At 46.5% G+C, this 25,697-nt stretch carries 24 protein-coding genes, 1 pseudogene and 1 riboswitch; of the genes and pseudogenes, 22 read left to right on the top strand and 3 right to left on the bottom strand.

Annotation, left to right across the window (positions count from 1 at the left end):
* Positions 1 to 297 precede the first annotated feature (297 nt).
* On the bottom strand, positions 298 to 768 hold the full coding sequence (locus G4V62_RS14285) for an Hsp20/alpha crystallin family protein (protein ID WP_165203330.1): 471 nt from the start codon (positions 766 to 768) through the stop codon (positions 298 to 300).
* 252 nt (positions 769 to 1,020) lie between these two features.
* On the opposite strand from G4V62_RS14285, the gene G4V62_RS14290 reads away from it, so the two are divergent.
* The 14 genes from G4V62_RS14290 (at position 1,021) to purD (ending at position 14,776) form a co-directional block, all read left to right on the top strand.
* Positions 1,021 to 1,563, top strand: coding sequence for a DUF2179 domain-containing protein (locus G4V62_RS14290; protein WP_165203332.1), 543 nt, complete (start codon positions 1,021 to 1,023; stop codon positions 1,561 to 1,563).
* Positions 1,560 to 1,766: an NETI motif-containing protein gene (locus G4V62_RS14295; RefSeq protein ID WP_165203334.1), complete on the top strand. Its 207-nt coding sequence runs from the start codon at positions 1,560 to 1,562 to the stop codon at positions 1,764 to 1,766. Before G4V62_RS14290 ends, G4V62_RS14295 begins: the two co-directional genes overlap by 4 nt.
* A 74-nt stretch (positions 1,767 to 1,840) precedes the next feature.
* Positions 1,841 to 1,942: riboswitch (purine riboswitch) on the top strand.
* Between the two features lie 141 nt (positions 1,943 to 2,083).
* Complete coding sequence (gene purE, locus G4V62_RS14300) at positions 2,084 to 2,572, top strand: 5-(carboxyamino)imidazole ribonucleotide mutase (protein WP_165203336.1); 489 nt, start codon at positions 2,084 to 2,086, stop codon at positions 2,570 to 2,572.
* Complete coding sequence (gene purK / locus G4V62_RS14305) at positions 2,569 to 3,711, top strand: 5-(carboxyamino)imidazole ribonucleotide synthase (RefSeq protein WP_165203338.1); 1,143 nt, start codon at positions 2,569 to 2,571, stop codon at positions 3,709 to 3,711. Before purE ends, purK begins: the two co-directional genes overlap by 4 nt.
* A 4-nt stretch (positions 3,712 to 3,715) precedes the next feature.
* A complete protein-coding gene (purB, locus tag G4V62_RS14310; RefSeq protein ID WP_165203340.1) occupies positions 3,716 to 5,011 on the top strand; it encodes an adenylosuccinate lyase in 1,296 nt (431 codons plus the stop codon).
* Between the two features lie 26 nt (positions 5,012 to 5,037).
* Positions 5,038 to 5,778 (top strand): phosphoribosylaminoimidazolesuccinocarboxamide synthase, encoded by a 741-nt coding sequence (purC, locus tag G4V62_RS14315; protein WP_165203342.1) that lies wholly within the window; start codon positions 5,038 to 5,040, stop codon positions 5,776 to 5,778.
* A complete protein-coding gene (gene purS, locus G4V62_RS14320; protein WP_165203344.1) occupies positions 5,775 to 6,020 on the top strand; it encodes a phosphoribosylformylglycinamidine synthase subunit PurS in 246 nt (81 codons plus the stop codon). Before purC ends, purS begins: the two co-directional genes overlap by 4 nt.
* A gap of 5 nt (positions 6,021 to 6,025) precedes the next feature.
* The gene (gene purQ / locus G4V62_RS14325) at positions 6,026 to 6,709 is read left to right on the top strand and encodes a phosphoribosylformylglycinamidine synthase subunit PurQ (protein WP_165203346.1); all 684 of its coding nucleotides are present in this window, start codon (positions 6,026 to 6,028) and stop codon (positions 6,707 to 6,709) included.
* Positions 6,693 to 8,912: a phosphoribosylformylglycinamidine synthase subunit PurL gene (gene purL / locus G4V62_RS14330; protein ID WP_165203348.1), complete on the top strand. Its 2,220-nt coding sequence runs from the start codon at positions 6,693 to 6,695 to the stop codon at positions 8,910 to 8,912. The genes purQ and purL overlap by 17 nt, the downstream gene beginning before the upstream one ends.
* Positions 8,888 to 10,297 carry an amidophosphoribosyltransferase gene (gene purF, locus G4V62_RS14335; protein ID WP_165203350.1) on the top strand — a complete coding sequence of 470 codons (1,410 nt, stop codon included), beginning with the start codon at positions 8,888 to 8,890 and terminating at the stop codon, positions 10,295 to 10,297. Before purL ends, purF begins: the two co-directional genes overlap by 25 nt.
* Positions 10,298 to 10,309: 12 nt before the next feature.
* Positions 10,310 to 11,341, top strand: coding sequence for a phosphoribosylformylglycinamidine cyclo-ligase (gene purM / locus G4V62_RS14340; protein WP_165203352.1), 1,032 nt, complete (start codon positions 10,310 to 10,312; stop codon positions 11,339 to 11,341).
* A complete protein-coding gene (purN, locus tag G4V62_RS14345; RefSeq protein WP_165203354.1) occupies positions 11,341 to 11,919 on the top strand; it encodes a phosphoribosylglycinamide formyltransferase in 579 nt (192 codons plus the stop codon). Before purM ends, purN begins: the two co-directional genes overlap by 1 nt.
* Positions 11,916 to 13,454: a bifunctional phosphoribosylaminoimidazolecarboxamide formyltransferase/IMP cyclohydrolase gene (gene purH / locus G4V62_RS14350; RefSeq protein WP_165203356.1), complete on the top strand. Its 1,539-nt coding sequence runs from the start codon at positions 11,916 to 11,918 to the stop codon at positions 13,452 to 13,454. Before purN ends, purH begins: the two co-directional genes overlap by 4 nt.
* Before the next feature lie 20 nt (positions 13,455 to 13,474).
* A complete protein-coding gene (gene purD, locus G4V62_RS14355) occupies positions 13,475 to 14,776 on the top strand; it encodes a phosphoribosylamine--glycine ligase (protein ID WP_165203358.1) in 1,302 nt (433 codons plus the stop codon).
* A 420-nt stretch (positions 14,777 to 15,196) separates the two neighbouring features.
* On the opposite strand, the gene G4V62_RS14360 is transcribed toward purD, so the two are convergent.
* Entirely contained in the window at positions 15,197 to 15,469 is a 273-nt protein-coding gene (locus tag G4V62_RS14360; RefSeq protein ID WP_165203360.1) for a YgaP family membrane protein, read from the bottom strand.
* An 80-nt stretch (positions 15,470 to 15,549) separates the two neighbouring features.
* Here G4V62_RS14360 and G4V62_RS14365 point away from each other — a divergent pair.
* The 3 genes and pseudogenes from G4V62_RS14365 to G4V62_RS14375 all read left to right on the top strand — a co-directional run bounded on the left by G4V62_RS14365 (position 15,550) and on the right by G4V62_RS14375 (position 18,835).
* Positions 15,550 to 17,291: pseudogene (locus tag G4V62_RS14365) on the top strand (adenine deaminase C-terminal domain-containing protein).
* A gap of 131 nt (positions 17,292 to 17,422) precedes the next feature.
* Positions 17,423 to 18,505 carry a DUF3048 domain-containing protein gene (locus tag G4V62_RS14370; RefSeq protein ID WP_165203362.1) on the top strand — a complete coding sequence of 361 codons (1,083 nt, stop codon included), beginning with the start codon at positions 17,423 to 17,425 and terminating at the stop codon, positions 18,503 to 18,505.
* A 12-nt stretch (positions 18,506 to 18,517) separates the two neighbouring features.
* Positions 18,518 to 18,835 (top strand): YerC/YecD family TrpR-related protein, encoded by a 318-nt coding sequence (locus G4V62_RS14375; protein WP_165203364.1) that lies wholly within the window; start codon positions 18,518 to 18,520, stop codon positions 18,833 to 18,835.
* Between the two features lie 99 nt (positions 18,836 to 18,934).
* Here G4V62_RS14375 and G4V62_RS14380 read toward each other — a convergent pair whose 3' ends face one another.
* Positions 18,935 to 19,087, bottom strand: coding sequence for a hypothetical protein (locus tag G4V62_RS14380; protein WP_165203366.1), 153 nt, complete (start codon positions 19,085 to 19,087; stop codon positions 18,935 to 18,937).
* A 69-nt stretch (positions 19,088 to 19,156) separates the two neighbouring features.
* Between G4V62_RS14380 and pcrB the strand changes: the two genes are divergently transcribed.
* The 5 genes from pcrB to gatC all read left to right on the top strand — a co-directional run bounded on the left by pcrB (position 19,157) and on the right by gatC (position 25,695).
* Positions 19,157 to 19,855 (top strand): heptaprenylglyceryl phosphate synthase, encoded by a 699-nt coding sequence (gene pcrB / locus G4V62_RS14385; protein ID WP_165203390.1) that lies wholly within the window; start codon positions 19,157 to 19,159, stop codon positions 19,853 to 19,855.
* Positions 19,856 to 19,871: 16 nt separating this feature from the next.
* Entirely contained in the window at positions 19,872 to 22,070 is a 2,199-nt protein-coding gene (pcrA, locus tag G4V62_RS14390; RefSeq protein ID WP_165203368.1) for a DNA helicase PcrA, read from the top strand.
* 26 nt (positions 22,071 to 22,096) lie between these two features.
* Positions 22,097 to 24,094 carry an NAD-dependent DNA ligase LigA gene (ligA, locus tag G4V62_RS14395; protein WP_165203370.1) on the top strand — a complete coding sequence of 666 codons (1,998 nt, stop codon included), beginning with the start codon at positions 22,097 to 22,099 and terminating at the stop codon, positions 24,092 to 24,094.
* Positions 24,095 to 24,136: 42 nt separating this feature from the next.
* On the top strand, positions 24,137 to 25,285 hold the full coding sequence (locus tag G4V62_RS14400; RefSeq protein WP_165203372.1) for a CamS family sex pheromone protein: 1,149 nt from the start codon (positions 24,137 to 24,139) through the stop codon (positions 25,283 to 25,285).
* 119 nt (positions 25,286 to 25,404) lie between these two features.
* Positions 25,405 to 25,695: an Asp-tRNA(Asn)/Glu-tRNA(Gln) amidotransferase subunit GatC gene (gene gatC / locus G4V62_RS14405; protein ID WP_165203374.1), complete on the top strand. Its 291-nt coding sequence runs from the start codon at positions 25,405 to 25,407 to the stop codon at positions 25,693 to 25,695.
* Positions 25,696 to 25,697 lie beyond the last annotated feature (2 nt).

Below are 25,697 nucleotides of genomic sequence, written 5' to 3' on the forward strand. Positions count from 1 at the left end.
TTATTAAGCCAACAATTGAAACACATTCAAGACTTTCAAGTGGGGTAAAGAGTAGGGGCAGGAGCGAAGGGCTCCCACCCCAACTATTGACGTAGAACCTTCAAATCAACGAACTATATAAGACCTATCTGATGTAATTTTTTCTGTGATATCCTCGCTTCAAAGAATGTGAAGGGCGGGGCGCATTGAGGAATTGGTTAGAATGCGGTTTATTCACTGCTAACGGTCCGACTTACAGGTACTGCTTGAAGTCAATGAAATTTCGTTTTGCTACGTGGAAAGCCTCCTCCATAAGTATTATTCATCGGGAGGTGTATTCTCAATAGAAATGCGTCGTTGCTGGGCTTTTGGAAAAGGGTGATTCATGGATACATTCGTGCCTGGTCGCGTACGACGAAAAGCAAGACATAAAAGACCGTAATGATACGTTGCATCAACATGGTTGGTGTCGACTGAAAAAGGCAATGAGATTTCTTTACTGAACTGACCTTTAGGAATTTCCTCTGATAAAACCTCTCCCTCTCCTTTCTTTTGGTATACGTCTCTTTGCAGTCCTTTCCCCTTGACGAGCAATGTTTGATGACCTTTGACAGTAACGTGAATATCATTTAGATTTTTCAAACCAGGAATGGCGAGATATAGCAGAAGTTCGTCAGGAGTGGCGACGACATCACACAGTGCGATTTGTGCTTGCCAAACATCATTAAATTCCTTCCAAAATGGTTCAGCAAACATATCACTCATATTAAACCAATTGTTTTCCTTCACAAGAACCCCCTCCTTTAACAGGACCAAAAACGTTTTTCGTAACAGGATATGATTTGTTTATGTAGACATGTGAAAAACAGCGGTCATTTCTGCAAAAAAACTGTCATCACGGTGCTGAAGGTGCTCATTCTTATTGACAAAGAGGCGCTCCATGTGACAGGATGTGTTTGCTATCATTTGCAAAATGAGCAAGTGATCAGAATGATGTTAAATCAGAAAGGTCATTATAGAAGTGGGGAAGGAGGATCAGTCATGCTAGACAATGGTCTGATCATGGTATGTATTATTTTGGTGATTAATATCGTATATGTATCTTTTAATACGATTCGTATGATACTCACGTTAAAAGGACAGCGGTATTTGGCTGCTTTAATCAGTACTGTGGAAGTTGTCATCTACGTCGTCGGGCTAGGGCTCGTCCTTGACAATTTAAACGAGATTCAAAATTTGATTGCGTATGCTGTAGGGTTTGGACTAGGTGTTATGGTTGGGATGAAAATTGAAGAGAAGCTGGCGCTTGGATATATTACGGTCAATGTGATTACAAAAGGTTATGACACGGACGTTGCGAATGCTGTTCGTGAAGAAGGCTATGGAGTGACGAGCTGGGTTGCCAGTGGACGGGAAGGCAGCCGTTTGAATATGCAGATTTTAACACCGAGGAAATCCGAGTTGCGCCTTTATGAACTTATTAAGTCGATTGATCCAAAAGCATTTATCATTACGTACGAACCAAAAGCGATTCACGGAGGCTTCTGGGTACGAGCGGTACGGAAAGGGAAACTGCCACAATGACAAAATTGCCTAAGAAGAAACGGTTTGAAGTACAGGAAGGAGAAACGCTGGACGATTGCCTTGATCGAATGAAAGTAGAAGGGTATCAAGTCGTCAGGCGGGTTGAAAAGCCCTTATTTCAAGAGATCCAAAAGGATGGGAAGCAAACGTTTCAGCCGATTGGTCAGCAAGTCATCTTTGAAGGACGCCGAATTGATAGCTAAACACGAACATTTTTGCGTAGTGAATCAAATAATGTTCGATTGTTTGGTTGACAGTGGGCGTTCCTGTTGCTACTATGAAAGTAATTGAAGAACCTCATATATTGCTGGTAATAAGGTCCAGCCGTTTCTACCCGATCGCCGTAAACGTTCGGACTATGAGGGAAAGTGTAGGAATGTATGCGATGCGCATGCTTCCTTGTGCATGACTTTTGTATTTTTCGGCCCAGTGCCGGCTTTCCCTAGGAACAAGAAAGCTGTCGCCTGGGCTGTTTTAGTTGTAATGAGAATAGATTTCAATGCCACAAGGAGGGCTTAGCATGAACGTGTTGGTTGGTGTTATTATGGGAAGCGCTTCAGATTGGCCAACGATGAAACTAGCGTGTGACGTGTTGGATCGGATTGGAATTCCGTATGAAAAACATGTCGTGTCAGCACATCGTACCCCGGATCGTATGTTTACTTATGCTGAGGAAGCGGAGGATAAAGGGCTCAAAGTCATTATCGCCGGTGCGGGAGGCGCGGCGCATTTGCCGGGGATGGTGGCGAGCAAGACAACCCTCCCAGTGATTGGTGTGCCAGTGCAATCGAAGGCACTGCAAGGCTTAGATTCGCTGTTGTCGATCGTGCAAATGCCAGGTGGCGTACCGGTGGCTACCGTAGCCATTGGCGATGCTGGGGCGAAAAATGCCGGGTGGCTTGCGGGACAAATGATCGGTGCGTTTATGCCGGAATTTGCTAGAAAAATTGCTTCGCTTCGTTCGGAAACAGCGAAGGCAGTGATCCAGAGTGAGGAGGGACTCCAATGACGGTTCTCCTACCGCCAGCAACGATCGGGATCATCGGTGGTGGTCAGCTTGGCCGAATGATGGCAATCTCTGCGAAACAAATGGGTTTTCGTATCGCTGTGTTAGATCCTGACAAAGAAGGGCCGGCAGCACAAGTGGCGGATCACGTCATTGCTGCACCCTACTCTGATATGGAGGCAGCCAAAGCATTAGCTGACATCTCAGACCGCATTACGTATGAGTTTGAAAACATTGATAGTACGGTTTTAGAGTGGCTAGAGCAAAATGGGAAGCTTGTCCAATCTGCTTCATTATTACAACTCACTCAGCATCGAGTGAAGGAGAAGCGAGCGATAGAGAAGAGCGGCTGTCAGGTGGCGTCGTATCGTGCGGTTGCAACAATGGCTGACTTAGATGATGGTTTAGCTGCTCTTGGGTTCCCTGCTGTACTTAAGACGTGTACCGGGGGGTATGATGGGAAAGGGCAGCATGTGATTCGCTCCGCTGAGGATATTAAGGACGCAGGCGAACTGTTGACGAAAGGCGATTGTGTTTTGGAACAATGGGTTCCTTTTCAAGCTGAAGTATCAGTCATTGTTACCCGCTCCACAGACGGAGAGGTCCAAACGTTCCCAGTCGCAGAAAATAAACATATTCACAACATTCTTGCAGTCACGCAAGTCCCAGCTCAATTTGATCAGACTGTTTTGGATCACGCAGAACAATTGGCTCGTCAGCTTGCACGAGAGTTAAAGCTTGTGGGCACCTTAGCTGTGGAAATGTTCGTCACAGAGGATGAACAGCTGTTGATTAATGAACTCGCACCCCGACCTCACAACTCAGGCCACTTCAGTATTGAAGGTTGTGAAACATCACAGTTTGAGCAACATATTCGGGCGATCTGCGGGTGGCCCCTTGGCTCGACGGTGCTTCGCCAGCCAAGCGCAATGATCAATGTGTTAGGTCAACACCTGCCACATGTGCTTGAAGGTGTGAAGACATTTAGCCCGCATGCGCATCTGCATTTATATGGTAAAGAAGAGGCGCGCGCGCAACGGAAAATGGGACACGTAACGATTACTGCCCATTGCCTTGATACAGTACATAAAGAAGCGGCTGCTTTAGAAGACGCCCTTTATCGACAAGAAAACGGAGGATGATGACATGATTGAACGCTATACCCGACCGGAGATGCAAGCCATTTGGACAGAAGAAAACAAATTTCAAACGTGGTTAGAGGTAGAATTGCTCGCATGTGAAGCATGGGCGGAGCTAGGAGACATTCCGAAAGGAGATGTTGCTTTGCTACGCGAGAAAGCGTCGTTTGATATTGACAGAATCCAGGAAATTGAGGCGGAGACACGTCATGACGTCGTCGCGTTCACACGCGCAGTGTCCGAAACCGTTGGCGAAGAGAAAAAGTGGGTTCATTATGGGCTCACAAGTACAGATGTGGTCGATACCGCACTGTCCTCCCTTTTAAAGCAGGCAAACGACATTCTCCGTAAAGATTTAAATACCTTTGTTGATGTGCTCGCCGAAAAAGCGAAAGAGCATAAGCATACGGTCATGATGGGGCGAACGCACGGTGTCCATGCGGAGCCGACGACCTTCGGCTTGAAAATGGCCTTATGGTATGAAGAGATGAAAAGAAATGTTGAACGATTCGAGCGTGCGGCTGATGGCGTTCAATACGGCAAGCTTTCAGGCGCAGTAGGAACGTATGCGAATATCGATCCATTTGTTGAAGCGTATGTTTGTGAAAAGCTCGGCTTGAAGCCAGCGCCGGTCTCTACACAAACGTTACAGCGGGATCGTCATGCCGATTACATGTCTGCGCTCGCGTTAATCGCAACTTCCATTGAAAAATTCGCGGTCGAAATTCGCGGTCTGCAAAAAACGGAAACACGTGAGGTCGAAGAATTTTTCGCCAAAGGCCAAAAAGGCTCTTCTGCAATGCCACACAAACGTAATCCGATCGGTTCGGAAAATATGACTGGTATGGCTCGCGTCATTCGCGGCTATATGATGACCGCTTATGAAAATGTACCACTATGGCATGAACGTGATATTTCTCACTCGTCTGCCGAGCGTATTATTCTTCCTGACGCAACGATTGCGTTGAACTATATGCTGCACCGCTTCACAAATATCGTTAAAAACTTGACGGTGTTCCCAGAAAACATGAAAGACAATATGGAGAAAACATTTGGGCTCATCTTCTCACAGCGCGTCCTCCTCACACTCATTAACAAAGGGATGCCTCGAGAAGAAGCGTACGATACCGTGCAGCCGAAAGCCATGGAGTCGTGGGAAACGAAAGTACCTTTCCGCCAGCTTGTCGAAAATGACCCTGTCATTGCCGAGAAATTAACAGCTGCTGAACTTGACGACTGTTTTGATTACACCTTCCATTTGAAAAATGTGGACGCTATTTTTGAACGTGTCGGTCTTGCTTAATCAATAAATTTCCAGGAGGCAAAACAATGATCAATGCCCCAATGCTGTATGAAGGAAAGGCCAAACGCATTTATGAAACCGAGGAACAAGACGTTTTACTGATTGAGTATAAAGACGATGCGACTGCGTATAACGGAAAAAAGAAAGAAGTCATTGCTGGAAAAGGGAAGTTGAATAATGACATTTCGGCGATGATCTTTGCAGCACTCGCGACAGCGGGCGTCAAAAGCCACTTTATTGAGAAAACAGGGGAATTAACGCAAAAAGTGCGCCGAGTGGAGATTGTTCCTTTAGAAGTTGTCGTTCGGAATGTTACTGCAGGCAGTCTTGCCAAACGCTTAGGAATCAATGAAGGTGAGGACATCAATCCTGCAATCGTTGAGTTTTATTATAAGGACGATGCGTTGGACGATCCGTTGATCACTGAGGACCACATTCGCTTATTGTCGCTTGCAAATCAAGAAGACTTGGAAACGATGAAATCCGCAGCATTACAGGTTAATGATCAGTTAACAGCGCTGTTTGCTGAATGTGGGATACAACTTGTCGACTTTAAGCTGGAATTTGGCCGCACGAAGGATGGACAGTTGTTGCTTGCCGACGAAGTCTCTCCGGATACGTGCCGCTTATGGGATATGAAAACGAAAGAGCGCCTGGATAAAGACGTTTTTCGTCGCGATCTCGGCACGCTAACGACGGCTTATGAGGAAATTGCGTCAAGACTTCTGCAAAGGCAGACGACTACCGAGGGGAGAGAAAATCAATGACAAAAGCAAAAATCTATGTGACTTTGAAAGAAAGCGTGCTTGATCCACAAGGACAGGCTGTGCAAAGCGCGTTACACAGCATGAACTACACGTCTGTGAACGAAGTACGTGTCGGAAAATATATGGAAGTGACACTTGAGGAAACGGGACAAGATGCACACGAAAAAATCAAGCAGATGTGTGAGAAGCTTTTGTCGAACCCCGTCATTGAAGACTACGAATACGAACTCGAGGAGGCGTGAGCGTATTGAAGTTCGCAGTCATCGTTTTTCCAGGGTCCAATTGTGATGTCGATATGCTGTCTGCTATCCAGGACGAGCTCGGTGAGGAAGCGACCTTCGTTCAGCATACGGAGAGCGATTTGTCCGATTTTGATGCGGTCCTTCTGCCAGGTGGTTTTTCCTACGGGGATTACTTGCGCTCAGGCGCGATTGCTCGTTTCTCACCCGTCATGTCAGCTGTCGTTGCTGCGGCTGAAGCAGGAAAACCGGTTTTAGGGGTGTGCAATGGTTTCCAAATTCTTTTAGAGGCTGGATTGCTTCCAGGGGCAATGCGGCGTAATACTGGCTTGAAATTCATCTGTCGTCCGGTTTCGCTGCGCGTTGAAAATGCAGAAACGATGTTTACGAGCGGCTATGAAGCAGGTCAGGAAATTACCGTTCCGATTGCTCACGGTGAAGGAAATTACTTTTGTGATGAGGCAACGCTTGCCGAGCTTCGCGAGCAACAACGGATCGTCTTTACGTACACCGATAATCCAAACGGGTCGTTAGCTAATATTGCAGGTATTGTGAATGAGCGCGGAAATGTCCTTGGCATGATGCCTCATCCAGAGCGTGCTGTGAATGCACTTCTCGGTAGTAACGATGGGCTAACGCTGTTTTCTTCCATTTTAAAGAATTGGAGGCAACATCATGCACTTACAACTTGAACCGTCACCAGCAGTCATTGCAGAAGAAAAAATTTACCAGGAAATGGGATTGACTGATGAAGAGTTTGCGTCGGTTTGTGAGCTTCTCGGACGTCAGCCGAATTATACAGAAACAGGCCTTTTTTCCGTCATGTGGTCAGAGCATTGCAGCTATAAAAACTCTAAGCCAGTGCTTAAGAAATTTCCTACAGACGGACCGCACGTTTTGCAAGGACCCGGAGAAGGCGCAGGGATTGTAGACATCGGAGACGGTCAAGCGGTTGTCTTTAAAATCGAAAGCCACAATCACCCGTCCGCGATTGAACCGTACCAAGGCGCGGCGACTGGTGTCGGTGGGATTATCCGTGACGTATTTTCCATGGGCGCTCGCCCTGTCGCCATTTTGAATTCGCTACGATTCGGTGAGTTATCCAATAATCCGAAAGTGCAATATTTATTTGAAGAAGTCGTTGCGGGTATTGCAGGCTATGGGAACTGTATCGGCATTCCGACGGTTGGTGGCGAAGTTCAATTTGATCCTTGCTACGAAGGAAATCCACTCGTCAATGCGATGTGCGTCGGCTTAATTGACCATAAGGATATTCAAAAAGGTCGTGCGAGTGGTGTCGGCAATACAGTCATGTATGTCGGCGCTTCAACTGGTCGTGATGGCATTCATGGTGCGACATTTGCCTCTGAGGAATTAACAGATGCTTCTGATGAAAAACGCCCAGCCGTTCAAGTTGGCGATCCGTTCATGGAAAAGCTCTTGCTTGAAGCGTGCCTTGAGGTCGTTCATAACGATGCGCTTGTAGGGATTCAAGATATGGGTGCAGCGGGTCTCACATCGTCAGCCAGTGAAATGGCAAGTAAAGCGGGCACAGGGATTGAAATGAATCTTGACGATGTGCCGCAACGTGAAAAACATATGACGCCATATGAAATGATGCTGTCAGAATCGCAGGAACGGATGCTTCTCGTGATTGAAAAAGGCAGAGAACAAGAAATTGTTGATCTGTTCGCAAAATACGATCTTCATGCTGTTGTTGTCGGTGAGGTTATTGAAGAGCCGCGCTTCCGTTTGCTACACGAAGGCAATGTCGTTGCTGATGTGCCTGTCGATGCGCTAGCGGAGGATGCGCCAGTTTACCACAAGCCTTCACAAGAACCGAAAAGCTTCCAAGAAAATCAAACGCGTCCTGAATGGAAGCCAGCGTTGACCGATGTGCCGTCTGTTTTAAAAACGTTGCTCGCCCAGCCGACCATTGCAAGTAAAGAATGGATCTATGATCAATACGATTATATGGTGCGTACGAATACGGTGATCGGTCCTGGTTCAGACGCAGCTGTTCTCCGTGTACGTGGGACAGACAAGGCGTTGGCGATGACGACGGATTGTAACTCCCGCTATCTCTACCTTGATCCAAAGACTGGTGGTCAAATCGCTGTCGCTGAAGCGGCGAGGAATATCGTCTGTTCTGGAGGACAGCCGCTCGCCATTACGGATTGTCTCAACTTCGGAAGCCCGGAAAAGCCGGAAATCTTCTGGCAAATTGAAAAAGCAACGGACGGGATGACAGAAGGTTGTCAAATGCTTGAAACGCCAGTCATCGGCGGAAACGTATCACTGTACAATGAAACGAGCGGTGGCGCTGTGTATCCAACACCTGTTGTCGGTATGGTCGGTTTAATTGAACACATCGATCACATTACGACACAACATGCGAAACAAGCAGGCGATGTAGTGTACTGCATCGGTGAAACGACAGAAGAGTTCGGTGGTAGTGAGCTCCAAAAGCTACAAGCGGGATCGATTTTTGGCAAAGCGCCTCACATCAACTTGGAAGTTGAAAAAGAAAGACAACAGCAACTCTTACACGCCATTCGTGAAGGGTGGATTGCTTCGGCTCATGATGTGGCTGAAGGTGGTTTAGCTGTCGCTTTAGCTGAGACGTTGATGGGTACTGAGTTTGGTGCAACGGTGAAAGTGAACAATCCGAATCACTTATTTTCTGAAACACAATCGCGTTTCCTCATCACTGTACAACCTGAGCATAAGGAAGCGTTTGAAGCGTACGTAAAAGACGCTGTTTACCTTGGTGAGACGACTTCCCAGCCAGAACTTCACATTGAAACGGATACAGGCGTTTACGAGCTGTCGACGTCTGAACTCGAAGCAGCCTGGAAAGGAGCCATTCCATGCTTGGTGAAATCAAAGGGTTAAACGAAGAATGTGGCATATTTGCTGTTTGGGGACATCCTGGTGCGGCAGAAATGATGTACTATGGCCTTCATAGCCTCCAGCATCGAGGGCAAGAAGGCGCAGGCATGGTCATGACCGATGGTGAAGAGATGCAGCTTTTAAAAGGGAACGGGCTTGTGACCGAAGTCTTCCAGCAAGAAGAACTTGCTAAGCTCAAAGGACACGGAGCAATCGGGCACGTTCGCTATTCAACCGCTGGGGGTGGGGGATATGAAAATGTCCAGCCCCTCTTCTTCCGGTCGCAAACGGGCAGCTTAGCGCTGGCGCATAATGGAAACTTAGTCAATGCGAATGCCTTAAAGCATCAGCTTGAGGCGCAAGGAAGCATCTTTCAAACGACCTCAGATACGGAAGTGCTTGCTCATTTAATTCGTCGCGGCGGGCATATCGATATGGTTGAACGGGTGAAAAATGCGTTGACGATGCTAAAGGGCGCTTACGCTTTCATCATTATGACCGAGGATAAGCTGATGGTTGCTCTCGACCCGAATGGTCTTCGGCCGTTAGCATTAGGCACGTATGATGGTGCGTACGTCATCTCTTCGGAAACGTGTGCTTTTGACGTCGTCGGAGCAACCTTTGAGCGCGATATTCAGCCTGGTGAATTACTCATTATTGATGACAATGGTGTTGATGTACAGCGGTTTTCGACAGCGCAGCGTTCCATTTGTTCGATGGAGTACATCTATTTTTCACGTCCAGACAGCAATATCGACGGCATTAACGTCCATTCCGCCCGCAAACGTCTTGGGATGGAATTGGCAATGGAAGCGCCTGTTGAAGCAGATGTCGTTACAGGTGTACCGGATTCAAGTATCTCAGCTGCAATCGGTTATGCAGAGCGGGCAGAGCTTCCGTATGAGCTCGGTATGATTAAAAACCGATACGTTGGTCGGACGTTCATTCAGCCATCGCAAGAGATGAGAGAGCGCGGCGTGAAAATGAAGCTTTCGCCAGTTCGGGGTGTCGTCGAAGGGAAGCGAGTGATCATGGTCGATGATTCCATCGTACGCGGGACGACGAGCCGGCGGATTGTTAAAATGCTACGTGATGCAGGGGCGACGGAAGTACATGTTCGCATTTCATCCCCGCCCATCAAGAATCCGTGTTATTACGGGATTGATACGTCGACGACGTCTGAATTGATTGCTGCGACACACTCCATCGAAGAGATGTGCAAGGAAATTGGTGCAGATTCGCTCAGTTTTTTATCCGCTGAAGGCTTAGTTAAAGCACTCGATCGCCCGTTTGCTGGGGAAAATCGCGGTCAATGCCTCGCTTGTTTTACTGGGCAGTACCCGACAGAAATTTATTCCGATACATTACATCCTTACGAAAAAATATAGGGGGCGTTGTCCATGAGTAAAGCCTACAAAGAAGCCGGGGTTGATGTAGAAGCCGGATATCAAGCGGTTGAACGAATGAAACGCCACGTCCAAAAAACAATGCGTCCAGAAGTGCTTGGTGGTCTGGGCGCTTTTGGCGGTTTGTTCGATTTAAGTCAATCATCTTATCAGGAGCCTGTACTTGTTTCAGGGACAGATGGGGTCGGCACGAAGCTGATGCTCGCGTTTGAAATGAATCGTCATGATACGATCGGCATCGATGCGGTGGCGATGTGTGTCAATGATATCGTTGCTCAAGGCGCGGAGCCGCTGTTTTTCCTTGATTACATCGCTTGTGGAAAACAACTTCCAGAAAAAATTGAAGCGATTGTCAAAGGTGTCGCAACTGGTTGTGAAGCATCAGGCTGTGCTTTAATCGGCGGAGAAACCGCTGAAATGCCAGGCATGTATGGCGAGGATGAGTATGATATCGCCGGTTTTGCTGTCGGTGTCGCAGAGAAAAGTAAGCTCGTTACGACCGAACACATCCAGCCAGGTCAAAAGCTGATCGGTCTCATGTCTTCTGGTGTTCATAGCAATGGCTTTTCTTTAGTTCGTCGAATTATTAAAAATCAATCGGCGTCTTTCCAACAATCTTTTAATGGTGGCGAAGAGACGTTGGGTGACATTTTATTGACGCCAACAAAAATTTATGCGAAGCCAGTTTTAGACGTATTAAAGCGCGTTTCTGTGCGGGGGATGGCGCACATTACAGGCGGCGGCTTTTATGAGAACTTGCCACGGATGATGCCAGAGGGCTTAAAAGCAGTCATAGAGCTTGGGAGCTGGGACATTCCGGAGGTTTTTGCTTGGTTGCAAGAAAAGGGCTCGCTTACGAACGAAGATATGTATGGCACATTTAATATGGGCATTGGCTTTGTGCTCGCTGTTGACGAAATTGATGCAGCGGCCACGATTTCCGCCCTTGAGAGCGCCGGGGAGAAAGCGTTTGTCATCGGTGAAGTGGCAGAAGGCTCTGGCGTAGCGTTCAAGGGGGATTTTTAATGGGGCGAATTGCTGTGTTTGCCTCTGGTGCCGGGTCTAATTTTGACGCGATCGAGCGTGCGATTGCTAATGGCACGCTTGAGGCGGAGCTCGTCCTCGTCGTGTGCGATCGTCCGTCGGCAGAGGTGATAAAAAAAGCCGAACATGCCGGTATTGACGTGTTTCAATTTGCCCCGAAGTCGTATCCTGACAAGCAGGCATTTGAAAAAGACATCGTTCAACAGCTTGAGCAGCGTCACGTTGATTTAGTCGTTTTGGCTGGCTATATGCGCTTAATTGGCAGCACACTGCTTGAATCATATGAAGGAAAAATCATTAACATACATCCTTCTTTACTCCCTGCCTTTCCAGGAAAAGATGCGATCGGACAGGCCATTGACGCCGGGGTGAAGGTGAGCGGAGTAACGGTTCATTATGTAGATGAAGGGATGGATACAGGCCCCATCATTGCTCAGGAAGCCATTGTGATTCAGGACACAGACAGCTATGATGAGGTCAAAAAACGTATCCAATCTGTTGAGCACACATTATATCCACAGGTTATCTCACACGTACTGAAAGGGGCATTATCGACATGAGTGTAAAACGAGCACTTGTCAGTGTATCTAACAAAGCAGGCATTGAGGACTTAGCAAAAGGTCTTCTCGAAGCCGGTGTTGAGGTGATTTCTACTGGAGGGACGAAAAAAGCCCTCGAGGAAGCCGGATTAGCCGTCACAGGCATTTCTGAAGTGACTGGATTCCCTGAAATTATGGACGGTCGTGTCAAAACATTACACCCTGCCATTCATGGCGGTCTTCTGGCCGTTCGCAACAATCCAGAGCATCAGCAGGCACTTGCAGAACAACGTATTGAGCCGATCGACCTCGTTGTCGTTAATTTATATCCGTTTAAAGAAACGATTCAAAAAGAAGTCGTCACTTTTGCCGACGCGATCGAGAATATTGATATTGGCGGTCCGTCGATGATTCGCTCAGCCGCGAAAAACCACGGCGATGTGACAGTCGTCGTTGACCCTTCTGATTATGACGCTGTGTTAGCTGAATTAGCAGAGGGAGGAGCGGTTTCAGAAGACTTGAGAAAGCGCCTTGCCGCTAAAGCGTTTCGTCATACTGCGCAGTATGATGCACTGATTGCGTCTTTCTTAACCGAACAGGTTGGCGAAGAATATCCAGAAAGCCTGACCGTCAGCTTTGAGAAAAAGCAGTCACTTCGTTACGGGGAAAACCCTCATCAAACCGCTTCTTTTTATGAAAGTGCTCTCGCTGTACCTGACAGTCTGTCGCAAGCAGAGCAATTAAACGGTAAAGAGCTGTCCTACAATAATATCAACGATGCGAATGCCGCTTTAGAGCTTGTAAAGGAATTTACTCAACCGGCTGTCGTCGCTGTAAAACATATGAATCCTTGTGGCGTTGGCCTTGGCAGTTATATTGACGAAGCATATGACCGCGCGTATGAAGCCGATCCGGTATCGATTTTTGGCGGAATTGTAGCGTTCAATAAGCAGGTTGGTAAAGAAACCGCCCAAAAAATGAAGGAATTATTCCTCGAAGTTATTATTGCCCCGTCTTTTACCGACGACGCACTTGAGATTCTTAAGCAGAAGAAAAACTTACGCCTGCTGACAGTTCCGTTTGATGTAGAGTCGCCAATTGAAAGAAAGTTTACCTCTGTTCACGGAGGCTTGCTCGTTCAGCAAGAAGATACGCATATGGTGCAGAGAGACGACATGAAGGTCGTTACGAAGCGTTCACCAAATGAACAAGAATGGCACGATCTTGAGCTGGCATGGACGGTTGTAAAACATGTTAAATCCAATGCGATTGTTCTCGTGAAGGACAACGGTACGATTGGCGTAGGTGCAGGTCAAATGAACCGTGTCGGCTCTGCAAAAATCGCTATTGAACAAGCTGGGGACAAGGCGACTCATTCAGTCATGGGCTCAGATGCTTTCTTCCCAATGAAAGACACTGTAGAACAAGCGGCCAAAGCCGGCATTACGGCGATTATTCAGCCAGGAGGTTCCATCCGGGATGAGGAATCTATCGAAGAAGCAGACCGTCATAACATTGCGATGGTCTTTACGAGTGTTCGTCATTTCAAACATTGATCGGAGTTGAGGGAAAACACATGAAGGTTTTAGTCATAGGAAAAGGCGGTCGTGAGCATGCCATCTGTGAAGCATTTGCCAAGAGTCCTCAAGTAGAGACGGTCTATGTTGCCCCGGGGAACGACGGGATGAAAAATGTTGCTGAGCTCGTCCAGCTGAATGAGTCTGATCAGGCAGCGCTCGTCGAATTTGCTAAAGAGCAACACGTTGAATGGGTGTTTGTTGGACCTGAGGCACCACTCATGGACGGACTTGTTGACCGCTTTACAGAGGTAGGGATTAAAGCTTTCGGACCTTCCGCAAAAGCAGCAATAATTGAAGGCAGTAAGGATTTCGCCAAGCAGCTGATGGCCAATTATCATATTCCAACGGCAGTGTCGCAAACCTTTACAGATTACGATGCAGCAAAAGCATATATTGATCAGCAAGGCGCACCCATTGTCTTGAAGGCCGACGGACTTGCGGCGGGCAAAGGAGTCATTGTTGCGCTGACCGCTGAAGAGGCTGAAGAAGGTTTACGTGCCCTAATGCTCGATGGACATGTAGGCGAAGCCGGTCGTCAAGTGGTAATCGAAGAGTTTTTAGAAGGAGAAGAGTTTTCACTTATGGCCTTCGTTAACGGCTCATTCGTCTTACCAATGCCGATCTCTCAAGATCATAAACGTGCCTATGACGGAGATAAAGGACCGAATACAGGTGGAATGGGTGCCTATACGCCTGTGCCGCAAATCTCCTCAGCGGTTGTCGAAACAGCTTTGGAAACGATTGTCTATCCAGCCGCAAAAGCGATGGAAGCCGAAGGGCGTTCATTTACGGGGATTTTATATGCAGGATTAATTCTGACGAAAGAGGGTCCTAAGGTCATTGAGTTTAATGCCCGTTTTGGTGACCCAGAAACCCAAGTCGTTCTGCCTCTCTTAGACACCGATTTTGTCAAAACACTTGAACACGTATGGCAGAAGGAGTCAGTTGAATTGTCTTGGGATCGTCAAGCTGTTGTCGGTGTCGTTGCCGCAGCAAATGGATACCCAGGAAGCTACGAAAAGGGTCATGTCTTAACAGGACTAGAAGACGTAGCTAAAGACGCGATGGTCTATCATGCAGGCACGAAAGAAATCAATGGGCAATTTGTGACCGATGGCGGACGTGTATTTCTTGCTTCACAAAAAGGAAAGACTTTAGAAGAAGCAAAGCAAAACGTTTATCATTCCTTAAGCCATCTTACGTGTAAAGAAGTCTTTTATCGGGGCGACATCGGACAAAAAGCAATTAATCTTCATTCCGTCGCTTCCGTCGCACATACACATACAGAAAGGCAATAACAGATCCAATCACAAGCGCGTAAATAAATAGTGAGTCAGTCAAGAATTCCAACAAAATGTCCTCCTTTCACCATCAATATCTAGCCGCACAGCTGTTTAGAAGTGTAGATCAAGTCTAAAATGACATTTGATCTACACTCTTTTTAAGCTCTTAATTAAAGCGACAGCTTGAAAAATTGGTTAGACGACCTATCAAGCTTAACCTCAGCCTGTGCCCAACACTTTCCATCCAACGGTTTTCTCGCTCGTCCTTTCCGTGGATAAGGTTCTATTCGAGTCTTCGCTCGTCTGCACCCCTAGACTGCTAAGCGTTTTTAAGTCAGGTTAGAAAATAACGGAAAGGCTGCTAAACGGACACTAAAAGGTGGAGACAGCACCTAAAATAGACTTTGCCGCCACTTTGCGGCTCTTTATGAAAAGTTATTCATCAGTATATAGAGCAGCCTTTGCTTCCGAAAATAGCTCATTTTGATCATGATCGTCGCGACGATTGTCGTAGAAATAATGCCCAAGTGCCGTTAACGGACAAAAGCGCGTAATGCCCTCAGCAATTTTCATCCCCCCAAGGAAAGCAAACCATTGAAAGCCGCGATGATAGGGACGGCGAACCATATAGGCAGTTGACCAAGCAAGGATTGTAAAACCGCAAGCAATCCGAAAAATCGCATTTAGCGTTCCTACAATTTTTGTCAAAGAAAATTCACCTCCTGCGGTGCATTTCTAAAATGCGTGTGATAGAATAATGAAAAGGCTTTCATGATTGGAGGATCCATATGACACAACAGCGGTATCCATGGCGTAATCGACAAATTAGACAGCATATTGCAGTAGCATCCGGGAAAAGAGCTCCAACAAAGGTGATTAAGGGTGCAACATGTGCTCATTTCGGATTGCGCCAATGGTTAACGTCCAATATATGGGTATTTGATGATCGTATTGTTTACGTCGGAAAAGAAATGCCTGACAATACGAATGGGACCGAAATCGTCGATGCCACTGGATATTACGCTGTTCCTGGATACATAGAACCTCACGTACACCCATTTCAAGCTTATAATCCCCATTCATTTGCACACTATGCGTGTCAAACGGGGACGAGTGTGCTCGTGGCAGATAATCTTTTTTTGCACTTCGATTGAAAGAAGCAGAAGCTTTTCAGCTTTTATCTGATTTGTCTCAGGGACCAGCAAGCTTATTTTGGTGGTGTCGTTTTGATTCACAATGTGAAGTGCATCGCGAAACAGAAATTTTCTCCAATTCTATGGTAAAGAATTGGCTGGAAAACGAGCACGTCCTTTTAGGGGGCGAATTAACGTCATGGCCTCAAGTTCTCGACGGTGACGATTTGACATTACACTGGATACAAGAAGCGCGCCGTTTACATAAACAAATCGAAGGTCATTTTCCAGGGGCTTCAGAGAAAACCTTGACGAAGATGGCATTGCTAGGTGTATTGAGCGATCATGAGGCCATTTCAGGAAAAGAAGTGTATCAACGACTGCAAGTCGGTTTTCATTCGTCGCTCCGCTATTCCTCAATTCGTCCTGATTTGCCAACCATCCTGGATGAACTGCACGAATTAGGCGTTTCGTATTATGAAAACTTGTCGTTGACGACAGACGGCTCGCCGCCTGCTTTTTACGAGCAAGGAATGATCGATCGGTTGATAAGAATTGCTTTGGCACATGGTGTAAATGATCTCGATGCATATGCGATGGCATCTTATAACGCCGCTAGACATTTTCGCATCGAAGATCGTCATGGGTTGATCGCCCCTGGCCGTGTTGCAAATATTAACCTTTTAGAAAGCCCCCAAAATCCCACTCCTGTGTCTGTATTGACGAAGGGGCAATGGTTTATGAAGGATAAAAAGCTGATTAGAGAAGCGGACACATTTGATTGGCACAAATACGGGCTGAAACAACCGTCAATTGATTGGGAGCTTAGTAGTGATGACTTGCAATTCTCCATGCCATTAGGTCTTGAAATGAAAAATTCAGTCATTATGCACCCATATTCCGTCAGCCGCGATGTATCTGTCGAAGAGCTGCCAGAGGGGCAGGATGAATGTTTTATGATGATGATCGACCGGTTCGGCAAATGGCGCATTAATACAATTTTAAAAGGTTTTGCGACATCGCTTGATGGCTTCGCAACAACTTTTTCCGCCACTGGCGATATTATTCTAATCGGTCAACGCAAGTCAGATTTGAAAAAAGCGTTTGATGCTGTAAAAGCGATGCATGGGGGGATGGCGCTCATCGAAAAAGGCGAGGTCATTTATGAGCTGCCGCTCGAAATCGAGGGAATCATGAGCACCAAGCCTTTAAGGTCGCTTGGCCAGGAAGAGAAAAAACTAACGGCATTACTAAAGGAAAAGGGATATCGTTATGACCATCCACTGGACTCTTTACTTTTCTTCTCAGCAACGCACTTACCTTATATACGCATCACACCACAAGGAATTTGGGATGTTATGAAGAAGACAGTATTTTTTCCTTCTATTATGCGTTAAAATAGTACAGAGGAAAAGAACAGGGACAACGACCGTTGTCCCTTGTTCATGGTTATGTATATACCAACATTTCAATCGTTTGCCGAACGTTTCTGTGTCATCACGTACGTATGATGTGAAAGGTGTGGGGAATGAAACGGAACTTATGGGAAAGCTGTAAAAAAGCAGTCTTGCTTGGGGGACTTGGGTTTCTTTTAGTCGGATGTCAAGCTGATGACTTAACAAAAGATACGAACATAACAGCGCCGCAAAAAATGGATGCTGAGTCTCCAAAGGACGTGGAGGCGCTTGAGGAGGAAGTGTTCCCGCATACATTTCCGCTCACTGGAGTGGGGACAAAGGCGCCACCAAACAATGCGGCTCTGGCAGTGACAATCAACAACCATCCAAGTGCCCGTCCTCAGTCCGGCCTACAGGCTGCTGATATTGTTTATGAAGTCTTGGCAGAAGGAGCGATCACGCGCTTTTTAGCGATCTATCACAGCCAATATCCTGATACGATCGGGCCGGTTCGCAGTGCGCGTGAATATTACATTGAGCTTAGTCAAGGGTATGAAAGTTTGTATGTAAGCTATGGTCATAGTCCAGGAGCCCTCTCTTTATTAGCTTCAGGAACAATTCCGCATGTGAACGGCATGGGCTATGCGTATTCGCATGGGTATGACGGGCAGCTATTTTGGCGCGAATCTAGTCAGCGTGCGCCTCACAACGTGTATACGAGCAGTGACGAATTAATTCAAGGCGTAAATCATTATGATTATATACTATCTGAACCGGCCCCTTTGCTTTTTACAAAAACACATTCATCTGCAGGGGAAGAAGTCCAGGCAGTTGAAATTAATTATTCAACGCGTTATAACAATAAAGTGATCTATACGTTTGATCAAGAAACAAATAAATACAAACGCGTGGTTAATGGAGAGGAGCAGGTCGACCGACTAACGAAGCAGCCTTTGGCAATTAAGAACGTGTTCATTGTGGAAATGACACATGGCTTCCTCGATGACCAAGGTCGACGGAAAATCGAGTTGTCTGATGGTGGAAAAGCATGGCTGCTTACTGAAGGAAGAATGCAGGAGGTCACGTGGGAAAACATCAACGGACGCATATTACCTATGTCAAACGGACAATTGGTCCCATTCACCGCAGGAAATACTTGGATTAATATTATTCCTAAACGAGCGATAGAAGAGCAGAGAATATCATTTCAATAAGGAGTGTATGGAATGCAAATTGATAAATTACGGGGAAAAGAATTAGACCAGCTGTTTAACGCTATACTTTCCTTAAAAAACCTTGAGGAGTGTTATCAGTTTTTTGATGACCTTTGTACGATTAATGAAATCCAATCATTATCACAGCGTCTAGAGGTTGCTCGTCTGCTTCGCCTAGGCGCAACCTATCATAAAATTGAAACGGAAACAGGGGCGAGCACTGCGACCATTTCCCGTGTAAAACGCTGCTTAAATTATGGGAATGACGCATACACATTGGCGCTTGATCGGGTGCATGAAAACCCATCAGATGTGTCAACGCAAAAATAAGTAAGCTTTTGTGCTTGTTACATGTAAACTGAAAGAAGACCCATCTATCTACGGGTCTTTTTTTATGCCGCGCAAATCATTAACAAACGACGTCTGTTTTTAAATGAACCGTGCCAAAAGCACTTGGCAAAGGAGAAGTGAAGGCGAGCGACCATACGAATCAATGAAGGAAGAACGATGTGCGGCAGTGGTTTGCCAACAGAGCGGCATTGTTTTTTTAGTATAAATCACGACAAGGATCGCATTTCTCATCTTCCCTTTCCTTCTGTTATAATATGTTCACGGACGGCGTTGCAAGGAGGAAATAGAGTGCTGAATAACATGTATCGAGAATGGCAGCATGCCTTTAAAATGGATCCAGCCAAAGATATTTCAGATGAAGCCATAGAAACACTCTGTGATTCAGGAACTGATGCCATCATCATTGGCGGATCACAAGATATTACGCTGGATGGCGTCTTGGACATGCTTTCCCGGGTGCGGCGATATTCTGTGCCCTGTGTCCTTGAAGTGTCGACGCTGGAGTCGATTACACCTGGTTTTGACGGGTACCTCATCCCAAGCGTATTAAATTCGACAAGTTCCGAATGGATTGTTGGCTTACATAGACGCGCTTTGGAACAATATGGCGGATTAATGGACTGGGATGAGTTGTTGTTAGAAGGCTACTGTATTCTAAATCCAGACTGTACGGCAGCGAAGTTGACAAAAGCTGACACTTCGCTGACCGAATCAGAAGTTGAATCCATCGCGATGATGGCAGGACAGCTTTGGAAAATGCCGGTATTCTACCTCGAATACAGCGGTATGTTTGGTGATGTGAATGTATTAAAAACAGTCAAAAACGCGTTGCGTCATTCAGAGACGCGTTTATTTTATGGTGGGGGCATTCGTACCCCCGAACAGGCCGAACAAGTCGCGCAGTATGCCGACACGGTGATCGTTGGTAACATTTGTCACGAAGATCCAGAGCTTGCACTACAAACAGTCCAAGCTGTGAAACAATGCAAAAACAATTAGCGAGGAGGCAAGCAGCATGAAAATTGCTGAATCATTACTCCAAGGCTTAAACGATAAACAACGGCAGGCCGTACAGCATACGGACGGACCATTGCTCATTATGGCTGGTGCCGGTAGTGGAAAAACCCGTGTATTGACACATCGCATGGCGTATTTAATGAGCGAAAAACACATTGCTCCATGGAATATTTTGGCGATTACCTTTACAAATAAAGCTGCCAGGGAGATGCAGGAGCGGATTTCACGATTAACTGGACTGGGAGACGATCTTTGGATTTCGACTTTCCACTCGATGTGTGTCCGGATGTTAAGAAGAGATATTGACCGACTTGGTATCAACCGCAATTTTTCAATTCTTGATAGTAGCGATCAACTCTCGCTCATTAAACAGATTTTAAAAGATTTAAATCTTGACCCGAAAAAATTTGATCCGCGGGCAATGCTTGGCACCATTTCATCGGCAAAAAACGAGCTGAAAACGGCTAGCGCTTACAGTCAGATGGTCGGGGGCTATTACGATGAGCAAGCGGCTGACATTTATAAAGAATACGAGCGCCGACTCCGCAAAAATCATTCGCTCGATTTCGACGATCTCATCATGATGACCATTCGTTTGTTTCAAGAGGTTCCCGAGGTGCTGCAATTTTATCAAAAAAAGTTCCAATATATTCATGTTGATGAATATCAGGATACGAATCACGCACAATATATGTTAGTCAAAATGCTCGCTGCGCAACATCGACAGCTCTGTGTCGTCGGTGATTCTGATCAATCGATATATAAGTGGCGTGGCGCTGATATTACAAATATCCTTTCTTTTGAGAAAGACTATCCCGAAGCGACAGTCATTTTATTAGAGCAAAACTATCGGTCGACGCAATTGATTCTCCAGGCAGCCAACGGTGTCATTGCGCAAAATAGCAATCGAAAGCCTAAAGAGCTTTGGACTGACAATCTTGAAGGGGCACCGATCCACTTGTATGCCGCCCAAACCGAGCGAGATGAGGCGCAGTTTGTTACGGGAAAGATGAAGGAGCTCGTCCAGTCAGGGCAATATAAATACAGCGATATTGCGGTTTTGTATCGAACAAACGCCCAGTCAAGAACGATGGAGGAAACCCTCGTTAAATCGAACGTAAATTATACGATGGTCGGCGGTACGAAGTTCTATGATCGAAAAGAAATTAAAGACGTGCTTGCTTACTTAAGGCTCATTGCCAATCCAGACGATGACTTGAGCTTTGCGCGCGTTATTAATGTACCGAAGCGCGGAATTGGTGCATCAACAATGGATAAAGTCGCCGCTTATGGGCTTGATCATGACCTCTCTCTCTTTGAAGTGTTGAAAGAGATCGAAGAGGTGGGTCTGTCCGCACGTTTTACGAAAGCACTGCGGAGCTTCGGTGAGCAAATTGATCACTGGACAAAGCAGCAGGATTATCTTTCGGTGACAGAGATTGTGGAAGAAGTGCTTGAGAAGACTGGTTATCGCGATATGCTAAAAAATGAAAAAACAATTGAAGCTCAAAGCAGACTGGAAAACATCGACGAGTTTTTGACGGTTAGTCAGCAGTTTGAAGAACGCAGTGAAGATAAGAGCCTGCTTGCTTTTCTAACAGACCTTGCGCTCATCGCCGATATAGACAAAGTCGAAGATGATGATGGCCTCCCTCAGGATTCGGTCGTCTTAATGACGCTTCATTCGGCCAAAGGACTGGAGTTTCCGATTGTTTTTCTCATCGGAATGGAGGAAGGCATTTTTCCACACAGTCGCTCGCTTTTTGAAGATGATGAGATGGAAGAGGAGCGTAGGCTTTGTTATGTCGGAATTACTCGGGCAGAAAAAGTCTTGTATATGAGCCGGGCAAACATGAGAACTCTTTACGGCCGCACGAATATCAATCCACCTTCACGCTTTTTAAGTGAAATCCCCGCTGGTTTAATCACTGAGGAAGGGGCGCAGGCACACGCGGGCAACAGTGAAACCCCGCCGTTTTCGCCGTCTTCTGGACCAGTAAAACACCGCTCTGTACCAGAAATGAAAAAGGCAGGACACTGGGAAGTCGGTGAAAAAGCGCTCCATAAAAAATGGGGTGTTGGGACGGTTGTGAGTGTTCGCGGTAAAGGTGATGACATGGAGCTAGATATTGCCTTTGCAAAGCCGGTCGGTGTGAAGCGATTGCTCGCTGGTTTTGCGCCAATTGAAAAAGCTTAAGCCTTTGTGGCAGAAAGGAACCTTGCATGACGCATGAAGAAGCCAAAAGACGGATCGATAAGCTAAAGCCACTGATTGAAAAATACAATGAGGAGTATCACGTGAACGATGCTCCTTCTGTTCCCGACAGCGAGTACGACCGGCTGAAAGCTGAATTGATTCAACTAGAAGAAGAATATCCAGACTTAAAAACAGACGACTCCCCAACCCAACGTGTGGGTGGTCCGCCACTTGACAGCTTCCAAAAGGTGCGGCATGCTCAGGCGATGCTCAGCCTTGATAACGCCTTTGATGAAGCAAGTTTACGCGACTTTGACCGCCGCGTACGCGATGGCATCGGTGACTCTTTTTCTTATGTGGCTGAGCTGAAGATTGATGGTCTTGCTGTGTCGCTGCTCTATGAAAATGGACGTTTTGTACGCGGAGCTACTCGTGGCGACGGGACTACGGGCGAGGATATTACCGAAAACTTAAAGACCATTCATGCGATCCCTCTGCGGCTCAAGGAACCTGTCACGATCGAGGTGCGTGGTGAAGCCTATATGCCTAAAGCTTCTTTCAAAGCGTTAAACGAAGTGCGTGAAGAGGAAGGGGGCGCGCTCTTTGCGAACCCACGTAATGCGGCTGCGGGCTCTCTTCGGCAGCTTGATCCGAAAATCGCCGCTAAGCGCAATCTATCTATTTTTGTATATAGTGTCGGTCAATTTGACGGAACACTCGACTCCCACTCTGAAACATTAGATTACTTAGACACGCTCGGTTTCAAAACAAATCCAGAGCGTCAGCGGTGCGAAACGGTTGAAGAGGCGATGGCGTATGTTCAATATTGGTCGGCTAGACGTGCAGATTTGCCTTATGAGATCGACGGCATTGTCTTTAAGGTCGACCGCCTTTTTCAGCAAGAAGAGCTTGGCTTTACTGCAAAAAGTCCTCGTTGGGCGATTGCCTACAAATTTCCGGCGGAAGAAGTGGTCACACAGCTACATGAGGTTGAATTAAACATCGGCAGAACCGGTGTCGTTACGCCAACGGCAATCCTAGAGCCCGTTCAAGTCGCCGGAACGACAGTACAAAGAGCGTCATTACATAACGAAGACTTGATCCATGAAAAAGACATCCGCGTCGGCGACTACGTCATTATTAAAAAAGCCGGCGACATCATTCCGGAAGTGGTCGCATCCCTGCCAGAAAGACGGACGGGTGAAGAAGAAGTCTTCCAGATGCCAAAGCAATGCCCAGAATGCGACAGTGAGCTCATTCGCATTGAAGGAGAGGTCGCATTACGCTGTGTCAATCCGCAATGTCCGGCACAGCTGAGAGAAGCGCTCATCCATTTTGTCTCCAGAAACGCCATGAATATTGACGGTTTAGGCGAAAAAATAATTGTTCAGCTTTTTACGCACGGTTTAATTCAGGACGTCTCAGACCTTTATCAGCTTAAATACGATCAGCTTATTCAGCTTGAACGCATGGGCGAGAAGTCAACCAACAATTTGCTTGCGTCAATTGATGCGTCCAAAGGGAATTCGCTCGAAAAGCTTTTGTTTGGTCTAGGGATTCGTTTTATCGGTGCGAAAGCAGCACGCACGCTCGCTGAACGGTTCCATTCGATGGATCATTTACGTAAAGCCTCTAAAGAAGAACTGCTTGATGTCGATGAAATTGGTGAAAAAATGGCGGATGCGATCGTGCAGTATTTTGAGCAGCCAGAAGTGTCAGCTCTTTTGGAGCGATTGGAACAAGCTGGCGTCAACATGAGCTATACTGGACCAATTCGTGAGGAAGCGGCCAATGAAGAGTCACCTTTTTACGGTAAAACCGTCGTGCTCACCGGAAAGCTTGAGCGTTTTACCCGAGGGGAATTGAAAGACATCATTGAGCAGGCCGGCGGTAAAGTCACCGGCAGTGTCTCGAAAAAAACAGACCTTGTCATTGCTGGTGAAGAAGCCGGCTCGAAGCGAACAAAAGCAGAAGAGCTCGGCATTGACATTTGGAGCGAAGCAGATTTGTCGCCGTATATTTAATGCGTGTTACGTAACACGGCAAGTGGAAGGGAGGGGAAGCGTTTGAAACGCCAGACAGCATTTATCTGGATTGTCGCTGCACTCGTGTTCATCGTCACAGGGTGTAATCCTGTGCTCGATCAGGAGCAAGAGGAAGTCATTCAGACACCAGAAGATCAGCAAGAAGCATCGGCACCATCTATTATTCCAACCGAACAAATTTCCGCGTCATTTTATCGGACGGTTCTTCCATTTCAACCTGGGAAAGCCCGTGGGCTGATCACAAGTGCAGTGATCAATCGTGCCGATATTAATCAGCTAGAGACAGGGTTAATGCGGCTTTCGCAAGAGCCTTTCCCGACAGATACGCATTTCTATCAGGAAGGTCAATACATTACGACGGAAGATGTACAGACGTGGACAGGACGTAAAAATGAAGAAGGCGAAGGTTTAAACCCACCATTAAGCGGTGAAGGATCACTGGAAGAGCAAAATACAGAGAGTCCAAGATACTTATCGCACGTCCTTGAACAAAACTACTTAACGAAGAATGACAGTGGCGACTATGCTTTAGGCGGTCTTGCGATTGGCATCTCGATGAATTCAGTACATTATTATGCGCAGGAAGACGGCTACCCTCGTGAAACAGAAATTTCGCGAGCGACCGCACTCGCAAAAGGGAAAGAGTTCGCGGATGTGATTTTACAAGACCTTAGGCAAAAAGAAGGTCTTTCTGAAGTGCCAATCTTATTCACAATCTTTCAAGAAGCACCTAGAAACTCAGTCCAACCGGGACGTTTTTTAACGCAAGGGACAGCTGCATCCGGCAAGGCGAGCATCGATGGCTGGGCAAATGTAGAAACGTATCATGTCGTTTTCCCTTCGACAGAGGCGACGAACAATCATTTTGACGATGCTGAAAAAATGACGCTGTTTGAAGAAGACGTCAGTCAGTATTTCACTAATTACGTCGGTGTCATTGGAAAAGGGTTTTATCGAGGCGATGAGCTGCAACAATTAGAAATCGATATTCCTATCCAGTTTTTCGGCAAAGCTGAAACAATTGGTTTTACGCAGTACGTCTCTGGACTCGTCCAAGAGTATTTTCCGAACTATATTGATGTCGAAGTCAACATTACATCGTTAGAACGACCCGAGAGTCTCATTGTACGTGAGCCAAATCAAGAACCTTTTATTCATATTTACCAATAGAACACCGTGAAAAACGTTCAAGAGGTCTCGCCAACCTAAGCCGGTTTTGGTAAGATGAATAGTATTGTAGATACGCGTAGCACGCATGCGACATTTGTAAAAATACGGAGGTGGAGTCATTGTCTCGAATTACTAAGGATGAAGTAAAACACGTCGCGCATTTAGCCAGACTCGCTGTGACAGAGGAGGAGGCAGAGCATTTTGCCTCTCAGCTTGATGATATTATCTCGTTTATGGATCAGTTGAATGAGCTCGACACAGATCAAGTCAAGCCGACGGCCCACGTCATTGATATGCAAAATGATTTGCGCGAAGACAAGGTAGAGCCGTGGTTAACGAATGATAAAGCATTGAAGAATGCACCAGATGAAGAAGACGGACAAGTTCGTGTACCGTCCATTTTAGAATAAGG

Origin of the sequence: Litoribacterium kuwaitense (assembly GCF_011058155.1) — a bacterium.
In the GTDB taxonomy this organism is placed as follows: domain Bacteria; phylum Bacillota; class Bacilli; order Bacillales; family DSM-28697; genus Litoribacterium; species Litoribacterium kuwaitense.